Annotated in this window: 8 protein-coding genes and 1 pseudogene; 1 reads left to right on the top strand and 8 read right to left on the bottom strand. The window is 25.9% G+C overall.

The genetic code is table 11. The annotated features are described in order from the left end of the window. Positions 1–846: 846 nt before the first annotated feature. The 5 genes from KGF52_RS19025 to pepI form a co-directional block, all read right to left on the bottom strand. Positions 847–1,344 (bottom strand): CarD family transcriptional regulator, encoded by a 498-nt coding sequence (locus tag KGF52_RS19025; protein WP_227841263.1) that lies wholly within the window; start codon positions 1,342–1,344, stop codon positions 847–849. 183 nt (positions 1,345–1,527) lie between these two features. Then, positions 1,528–2,937, bottom strand: coding sequence for a VWA-like domain-containing protein (locus KGF52_RS19020; RefSeq protein WP_227841262.1), 1,410 nt, complete (start codon positions 2,935–2,937; stop codon positions 1,528–1,530). 3 nt (positions 2,938–2,940) lie between these two features. Beyond that, complete coding sequence (locus KGF52_RS19015; protein WP_227841261.1) at positions 2,941–4,071, bottom strand: AAA family ATPase; 1,131 nt, start codon at positions 4,069–4,071, stop codon at positions 2,941–2,943. Between the two features lie 12 nt (positions 4,072–4,083). Further along, complete coding sequence (locus KGF52_RS19010; RefSeq protein ID WP_227841260.1) at positions 4,084–4,887, bottom strand: hypothetical protein; 804 nt, start codon at positions 4,885–4,887, stop codon at positions 4,084–4,086. A 398-nt stretch (positions 4,888–5,285) separates the two neighbouring features. Then, on the bottom strand, positions 5,286–6,167 hold the full coding sequence (gene pepI / locus KGF52_RS19005; RefSeq protein WP_227841259.1) for a proline iminopeptidase: 882 nt from the start codon (positions 6,165–6,167) through the stop codon (positions 5,286–5,288). Between the two features lie 466 nt (positions 6,168–6,633). On the opposite strand from pepI, the gene KGF52_RS19000 reads away from it, so the two are divergent. Further along, the gene (locus KGF52_RS19000; protein WP_227830052.1) at positions 6,634–7,608 is read left to right on the top strand and encodes an aromatic acid exporter family protein; all 975 of its coding nucleotides are present in this window, start codon (positions 6,634–6,636) and stop codon (positions 7,606–7,608) included. Positions 7,609–7,665: 57 nt separating this feature from the next. Here KGF52_RS19000 and KGF52_RS18995 read toward each other — a convergent pair whose 3' ends face one another. The 3 genes and pseudogenes from KGF52_RS18995 to KGF52_RS18990 form a co-directional block, all read right to left on the bottom strand. Then, positions 7,666–8,241 carry a peptidoglycan-binding domain-containing protein gene (locus KGF52_RS18995; protein ID WP_227841258.1) on the bottom strand — a complete coding sequence of 192 codons (576 nt, stop codon included), beginning with the start codon at positions 8,239–8,241 and terminating at the stop codon, positions 7,666–7,668. A gap of 39 nt (positions 8,242–8,280) precedes the next feature. After that, a pseudogene (locus KGF52_RS21725) lies at positions 8,281–8,391 on the bottom strand (hypothetical protein); the annotation flags it as partial. Positions 8,392–8,543: 152 nt separating this feature from the next. Then, positions 8,544–9,173 (bottom strand): M56 family metallopeptidase (locus KGF52_RS18990; protein ID WP_227841257.1); only part of this gene is annotated, 630 nt, incomplete at its 5' end.

The raw sequence follows: 9,173 nt of genomic DNA, 5'->3' as shown, positions 1-9,173 counted from the left end.
AAGTTACACTATAAATATACAACAAATATATCAATTTAAATTATAAAGGTATATTTAGTCTTATTTTGTCGATTATATTTATAATGTACTCTTCTAAACTAAAAGTATTTATCTAATCTATATTTTCATGTATGAAAAATAATTAATCCTTAAATATCTAAATTGTATTATTTATAATAAAATATAACTTATGTTTATATTGGTATAATTCCAAATAATTCAATGTTAATATTTAAAAATAGCTTAGTAATATACTTAATTCTAGCAATAATATAAAAATAATAAGCTGGATAGATATTAAGTTCAAAGTGCGTTTATATGAAACTAAAAATAGGATTTTTACAGAGAAATTAAAACTATATGTAACTTAAATTAATCTATTTTACTTTAGTAAAATATAAATTTTTACGATATAGGTAAAATTAAATAAGGTGACTTCTATTTAATATAGTAGCCACCTTATTAATCAACACTAAAATATATTTTATATTGTCATATACTTTAAACGATAATACTCTTATAATATTATTAATTTTACTTCAGATTTCTAGCATACTTATTAAACTTACCATTCAACCATCCCCTTGATTAAAAAGTATCTTCAATAATAGTTTAATTTTTTAAGAATTATATATTATAAACATCATTTTAACGATTCCTATAATATTATTATATATTCAGTTTTTAATAAAAGCAATGTGAATAAATAATATTCTGAAATAATTAAAAATAGCAATAAAATATTCATAAGCACTTATTGTAAAATTATATTTAAATATTATTTTATTTTTTTTATATTTTTAACTATGCTATACTTTGTAAGTAGGAGATAATATAAAAAATACTTTATTGCGGTATATGACTTGATATATATGAGGTAACTTCATCAGGAGAAATATTCAAAACAGTTGCAAACTCTTCATTTAATAATCTTTCTGCTTCTTTCATCATATTATCATCTGCTTGATGTGATTTTTTACCAAGAGATTTTATATATTCTTTATTACAGTATATACTTCTTATTAATTTAAGTAACTCTTCACACTTACCACTTCTAAGCATCACTTTAAATTGCTCACTTCTCATTTTTTCATTATCTATCCAAGATGTATCCATATTTGGTATATCACTTATTAGCGAAGCCACAGTAACTTCAGAAAGTATCTTTCTCATTGGAACTTTCTTATTATCAACAGGTATTTTTATTATTGTATTATTAGAATAAAGGGGACTTAATACATAATATTCTTTTTGTACACCATTTGTAATTTTTTCGTTTGTTATGTCCAAAACTTTACAAACACCTGTCATTCCGTACATTATATAATCATCAATCTTAAACACAAAACCTCACCATCCTTAACAAAAAATAGTTTTGACAACTGAATTTACATCATCAAAACTATATACTATATACTAATTGTACCATATTTTAAGATTTTAAGCTAAGTAAAACTTTTATTATTTTTGATAGTGAATAAACCATGACAATCGAACAAATCATAACAATCATATCCAGTATAATATTTATAAAATTGGTGCTTGGCTATTCATTGAGTATCCATCATTTCTAACATCATTTATCTCTAATGCATCATCTTTTGTTTCAACTTTACTAAGTTTTTTAACTGCTCCATAATGCTCTCTCAGTGAAAGTTTATCTCCATTTCCAGAAATAACCCATAAAACTTTATAACCTCTAGGTATTACTTGTAGCTTATTTTCACCCTTACCATCAGTAAAGTAAACTAATAAGTTAATCTTTTTATTATTAGCATATTCGAAGACTGGAGTAAATTTTGTGCCTCCACCTATTTTAACTCTATCTTTTATATCTTTTATAGTTTTTGCTTTATATACACGTCTAATTTCACTGTCACACTCTATAATAGTAATTTCATGATTATAATTTTTAACTATATTAAGAACTTCTTTAATTGCTTGTTTAAATTCTTCATCACTAATACTTCCACTTATATCAATAGCAACTGCTATTTCTGCTTTATGACTTCTAAGTTCTCCTCTTAAATCTAATCGGTTAGGCTGTCTTCTATTTCTCCTTGTTATAGTCTTCTTTTTGTTGCTTTCAACTGTTCCCATTAACCTACTAAGATATAAATTCCATGGTAATTCACCTTTACTATTTTTAAGGGCTGCTATCATATTTTCCAAGTGTGCTGGAATTTTACCTTTTTGAGAACTATCAATAAATTTTTCTGTAAATTCTCTAAGAGTTCTTTCATCTATATCATCGGATTCTTCCCATATATCATGAGTTTTTTCTGGACTATAATCAGTTTCTATATTTCCATACTTGTCACTATCATCTTCTTCACCATCTTCATCTTCTTCTAACAAATCTAATTCAGTTTGAATCTTTTCTACATAATACTCAAAAGGCTCATACGGCTCTAGTTTTAGAGAATATTTCAGATTGACCCATTCTAAAGTAGTGGCATATGGCGGTAAATTATTCAAATATTTGTTTACTACTATATCCATTGCCATATTAATGGCTAATGTACTATACTTTCCTTTTAATTCCTTTGCTCTCACTAAATGCATAGATACTATATGATAAATTTCATGCTTTATTGTACTTTCCATTTGTTCTATATTGAGAGTTAAAAAAATTATTGGATTAAAGTATATGACGTATTTAGCTCCTTTAAAATTCACACCTGTAGAACTACTTATATCGAATCTTATCTCCCTTGACATCTGAAACAAAAAATATCCATAAAAATTATCTTTTTCTTCCATAAGGCTTAAATTAACTTTATCTACTAGACTAAAAAATTCATCTTTAAAATCTTTTGGTATATCCACCTCAAATTTCTCATTAGCACGATTTGCCTTTAGCATAGAATGAGTATTTATAATTTCACTAGCTTTAATATAGAGTTCTTTTGCTTGCTTATCAAAATAATTTTCCATATACTATCCCCTTATTAAACGATATGACTCAAAGTAAGATTTTACAAACTCTTCATTTTCTATAGCTTTTTTATACACTTCAATATAGCTATTTCTAATATCCTTCATAATTCCTATCATTAAATCTATCGGATATATTTTTAAGAACTCAATAAACCTATCAATATAATATTTTGATTCATACTCATCATTTTTCATATTTGATTCTAAATTTTTTAGAATATTTATTGCTGATAAATAAAGTCTTGTATGACTTTCATTTTTTACTCTTTCTACCAGATGTTCATCAATAGTATCACCTAAAAAAACATCTTCATAAGATATCAATGGGCTGGAATCTGATTCAATAAAACTTATAAACTCTTCTGCTATAACCTTACCTACATTCCCCTTTATAACATTTAAAAATACTGCTCTAGGAATTGATTTCTTTTTATCCTTATAAACCTTATAAATTTTAGAAACTCTTTCATAACTTCTCGGAGTTGCTCTTATATCATCTTCATTTGTTTTATGCAGATATTCTGGGAAAGTTGAAATAAACTCTATAATCTTTTTTTCAATGCCTTCATCTATTGCCCATTTCAACCATTGTGTATGGTCACTCTCCATATTTAACCAAACAAATCTATTTTCTTGAGCTGAATCCATATCTACAACTTGATAATCGAAGTCTGAACCATATTTACTTGATGGATTCATTGCTGCTAAAATCTTTACATCATCATGTAGCTTATATCCATTAATCTCTCTATTTAAAATTAGATTCATAAGTTCTTGTTGTACAGTATGCTCACAACGATTTATCTCATCTATAAATAAAATAACTGTTTTTCCTTTAGATATTTCTTCATCAATTTCTCTTAGTTTATTATGAACAGCATATACTGTCGTTTTCTTTTCTGTCTTATATCCATTAGAATTAACTCCTACATAAGATTCTATAGTTGGAAGACCTCCTATTTCACCTTCTTTAAGTAGATTTCCATCAATTACAATCAAACTCCAATTATTTTCTTTAGCAAGTTTTTTTGCTAGAGCTGTTTTTCCTATTCCACTTTCACCAACTATTAGAGGTACTTCTCCAGTGGATAATATTAAGTCAACGCTTTTTAATGTATCTATAAAATTCATTTTTTCTCTCTCCTACATAATTTTCAATTTTTCATCTACAGCTATTTTTTTTGCTGTTTTACTTCCATATTTATAAATAAACATCATCTTGTCTATTGCTATATAGTCACTGTTTCTATCTATAATATTACAATTTAAAAAATCTCTAATATACTTTTCTTCAACATCTTCTTTTGATAGTACTTGTTTTAATACTTCTTCTAGCTCATCCTTAGATATTTTTTTTACAATATACTTAATCACTAAAATATTTACTTTTAAAAATTCTAATATTTTATTCTTATCTAAATTAGTTATAAAGTTAATAGCTGCCTCATTATTCTTAATAGCTATAAGTTCTGTATTATAACTAGGAGAATCTATATATCTTAATGCATCATAACTTATTTTTACTGCCTCTTCCTGTACACTTTCATAAGGTTGTTTTATAAACTTTATTGAATCATAATTTTTTCTTACTGCTAATAATTGTAACTCTTCACTTGGATTTTTAGAATATTTAATAGCCCACCCTGCTTGATTTATAGCTAATTTAATCACTTTATCAGTTGGATTTTTTATATAGTCTAATATACTCCATCCATCATTTACTGCTTTTATCATCATATCTTCTGTTGGGTCATTTATAAATTTAATTGCTCTAATATTGTTATTAATTGCTAATTCTTGCATCTCTCTGGTTGGATTATTTATATATTCTAGTACAAGTCCGTTTTCTTTGATAGCTAGTAGTTTCATCTCATCAGCTGGATTATTTATAGTTGCTATAATATTAGGATTATTTTTTATCATTTCAATAACTTTTGACTTTTCCATAATATGCCTTTCCTTCTATAGTTATTTTTATTTGTATATTAATATAATAATCTATTCCTATCTATATAATTGTTTCTTATTATAATAAATATACTTTTTAAGCAAGTTTAAACAGAATAATTATACCAATTTTAAAAAAAATTTCTAAAACCTTAGAAAACTAAGTATTTTTAAACTCTGTTATTATATGTTAATTATAGTAGTTTTTAATAATTTACATGATTTATTAAAGTTTTATGACTTTTATCTATCTCTAAATATTTGCAACCTTTTTATGATTGCTCAGATTATTCTATTCAAAATTTATCACATATAAAAAATAATACCCTTTATAATAAAATAATAAAAAAAAGAGATTAAACAATCAGTTTAATCCCTTTTTATAAATTTATATAAGCTTAATCATTTTCATTTAACCATTTAGTTAGAACCTCTATATATTTATCATTTTCTTCAACAAATGGCATATGTCTTGAATATTCAAATAGTTCCCATTTGCTATTAGGAATTCTATCATACATAGTCTTTGCAATGTATGGTGAGCACAAATCTATCGCTCCACTAGTTACTAAACAAGGTTCCTTTATTTCATGTAATCTATCTGTAAACTCATATCCAGAAAGAGTACCTGTAGGAGAAAATTCATTGTATCCCCATCCTACAATATATGCTTCAGAACCAGATTTTTTAGGTCTTCTTAAACATTCAGGAGAATCTTCAGTTACTTCCCCTGCACAATACATCTCCATAAACTTTTCCAATGCATCATTATATTCTTTACTAGAGTAATCTCCAGTATTTACTGCATCAAGTAACGCCTTTTGGTCAGCTTCACTCATATATGATATTCTTCTTTTTTGTTCTTTTTCCCAAAGTTTTGCAGAAGAAAGAGTAGATGAAAGAATATATGACTTAATACCCTTTGGTTTATACTCAAGAGCATACCAAATAGCCTGCATACCTCCCCAAGACTGACCTAATAGATGAATTTCATCAAGCCCTAGATGTTTTCTTAGTTCGATAAGCTCTTTGATCCATGTGTCCGCATTAAATAGCTCCGGATGCCCTTCTACAAATGAATTACCACAACCAATTTGGTCATACATTATAACTTGTCTACCACTTTCAGCTATCTTGTCTAATACTTCAAAGTAGTTATGTGTAGAACCTGGACCTCCGTGAAGTAGTACTAATGGTTTCTTTCCTTCTGTAGCTTCTCCTACTATACGGTAATAGGTCTTAAAACCTTCAAAAGGCATATATCCTTCAGTGATTTTCATGTTTATCTCCTCCAATTTGTCATTATTAACAATAATTAAGTTCATTAATAAGGCTATTTAAAACTTCTCATACATATTTAATTATGTATTTTTATATTTATACCTACTTTTATAAATAGTATAACATAAAAGTTAAAAATCACCATACCAAACCAATTATAAAATTACATTAACTATATAATTTTATTTTTTGTTAATAATAGTATATACATTTTTGACTATTTTCATTTGTTACTTTAATATCAATTTTAAATTTTCTTTCTCTAATAAACTACTGCTATTTTATAGTCTCATGGCAGTTTGTAAATTTAAACTTTTATAAAAAAATTTTATAAAATATGAATATATTGATTGTATTTAACTAAATAGGGCAATAAAATAATTAAGTATAATTAATTACATTTCAAACCCCATTAGTTTTATGTTAAAATTATCTTTATTATATTTGTTTACAGGAGGTTTATATTTGAATAATATTAATTCACTTAAAGTAATAAAATTATCTCTTGGATGCTCTCTTGCTATATCTATTGCTTGGCTGTTAAAATTAGAATACTCAATGGTCGCTGGAGTTATAGTACTACTTACAGTAAAGGACACTAAAAAAGAAACTCTTAAAGGCTCTATTGGAAAGGTTTATGGCTTTCTTTTATGTACTATTTTTTCCTATTTATGTTTTAATATTTTAGGATATAATTTGACTTCATTTTCAATATTTATATTCATAATTATACCACTTTGTTTTTTATTAAAAATTCAAGATGTTATTGCCATGTGTGTAGTAATCGCATCCCATTACTTCCTCCAAGGAGAAACATCTATTAAATGGATTTTAAATGAAGCTGGAATATTTGCAATAGGCACTGGAATAGGTGTCATAATAAATATGTATATTCCAACAAATATACATAAAATCTATGAAGTTCAAAAAAAATTACAAGAAGAAGTGAGTATTGTGCTTATAGATATTGCCGATATTATTGTAAATCCTAAAAAAGAAAATAGGTTCAGTAGAGATTTATATACCTTAAATTCACTTATTGATAATAGTATTTCTGAAACTTATGATAATATTAATAATACTTTATTAAGTGATACTAAATTTTTCTTAGAACATATGGATATTATAAAAAGCCAACGGGATATCTTAGAAAACTTGTATAGTTATATATCTCAACTAAATTCTACTCCACCACAAGCTCATATTCTATCTGCTTTCATACATAAGATAGGTTATACTGAATTTGAAGCCGAAACAGGGAATCTTCTTCTTGAAGAATTGGGCAGGTTAATGCTTAGTATGCAAAATCAACCTCTACCTGTTGATAGAACAGAATTTGAAAATAGAGCTATTTTATTCTTTTGCTTAACTGAATTAAAACAGTTTTTAATTAATCGTAGACGTGCTCAAGTTCTTAGAGATAATAATTTTTATAAATAAAAAAGGTGATGTCTCAAAATAAAAATTTGAAACACCCCCTTTTTTATAATTATGTACTTACATATCTAAAAGATTTGCCATTCTATCAAATGTGTTATATCCAACTACTCCATCAGAAGTTAGGGCATAAGCTCTTTGGAATTTCTTTACAGCATCATATGTTATAGGGCCAAACTGTGAATCTATATTAACATTATACCCTATATCATATAGCATAATTTGGACACAATGAACATTATTTCCACTTGTAATATGACCATATCCAACTAAGTCTCTAGTGCTTATTGTATAGTTTCTAGAACCTGTTATTGTTATAGTTGCTTTACTTGGGTTATATGTTCCATAATTTTTTGAATATGTACCTGCACTCATATCTTCATCACTAAACATAGATTTCTTATCTGAAACAAATACTTCATCATTTGGTTGAGGTACTATATTAAATTGTTTGCATAGCTGCTCATAGTTTTCTTTTGCAAAATCTGGTGCGTCTTTATACTTAAATGTATATCCAGAAATCTCAAAATTGACTATCTTATTCCCTTCTGTAGTATTTTCATTTTGTTCTGCGAATGCTAAATTAGTACATGTAAGCATTAAACAACATAAAAGTGCTAAAACTTTTTTTAACATAAAATCCCCCTATAAAATTATAGTATTTCTACTTAAGCTTCATTCGCTATTAGTAGATACTTCTATTTTATCAGATTTTTGGGGAATTTTACCTAAAATTTTGTAAGATTCTTCATATCTCTTTCTGTATTTTTCTGGAGCAGTTTCATATGTGTAGTCTACAGTTTCTGTAAAGGCATGTCCATAATTGTTTTATTCTTCGATGTTTTTGATATTTTCGTTAGGATTTTCTTTTAAAATAGGTATTTGTGCATTAATTTCTAAAAAAGATGTGCATGAAATTATAAATGCTAATATTCCTACTATAACTCCACTTCTACATTTTCTTTTATATTTTCTAATCTTACTTCTAAGTTAGATTTATTAAATTCTGTTATTAACATATCAATTTTATTTAAATTATCAATTTCTATAGCATGTAATAGTGTTAAACCATAGCAATTTCTTTCTTTTGATGAACAATTATTAAGTACGCTTTCATCACAACAAAGCTCACAATCATCTGCAACTTTTTTACTCATTATATATACCAAAGGATTAACCCAAAATAAACGTTTTGTAAATAATATTAAAAACTTTATTACTATGTCTTTGTTTTTAACATGAGTTAATTCATGCTTTAAAATCCAATATATATCATCCTCACTGCATTCTAAATTGGGCAAAAGAACATATGATTTTAATAATCCTACACAAGCATGACTTTCTAATTCTTCTGTATATCTTATTTCTATGTCTTTTTTTATATTTAACTCAATTAATAGGTTTTTGTAAGTTTTTTTAATACTTTCATATTCTACTTTAGAAGAAGTATCAATGATTAAATTCTTAAATTTAAAATATTTAGATAATATGAAGAATAAATATATTATTGTAACAGTTAGCCAAGCACATATTATAAAAAAAGATATACTTATTTTTGGAGTGAAATT

Source organism: Clostridioides sp. ZZV15-6597, assembly GCF_020657815.1.
Taxonomy (GTDB): domain Bacteria; phylum Bacillota; class Clostridia; order Peptostreptococcales; family Peptostreptococcaceae; genus Clostridioides.
The sequence above is the reverse complement of the archived record's forward strand: the minus strand, read 5'-3'. Positions and strand labels throughout refer to the sequence as shown.

Excerpts from the sequence above, each read along its gene's own strand:
- pepI (WP_227841259.1), bottom strand. The coding sequence starts at position 6,167 with ATGAAAATCACTGAAGGATATATGCCTTTTGAAGGTTTTAAGACCTAT.
- KGF52_RS19015 (WP_227841261.1), bottom strand. The coding sequence starts at position 4,071 with ATGAATTTTATAGATACATTAAAAAGCGTTGACTTAATATTATCCACT.
- KGF52_RS19010 (WP_227841260.1), bottom strand. The coding sequence starts at position 4,887 with ATGGAAAAGTCAAAAGTTATTGAAATGATAAAAAATAATCCTAATATT.
- KGF52_RS18995 (WP_227841258.1), bottom strand. The coding sequence starts at position 8,241 with ATGTTAAAAAAAGTTTTAGCACTTTTATGTTGTTTAATGCTTACATGT.
- KGF52_RS19020 (WP_227841262.1), bottom strand. The coding sequence starts at position 2,937 with ATGGAAAATTATTTTGATAAGCAAGCAAAAGAACTCTATATTAAAGCT.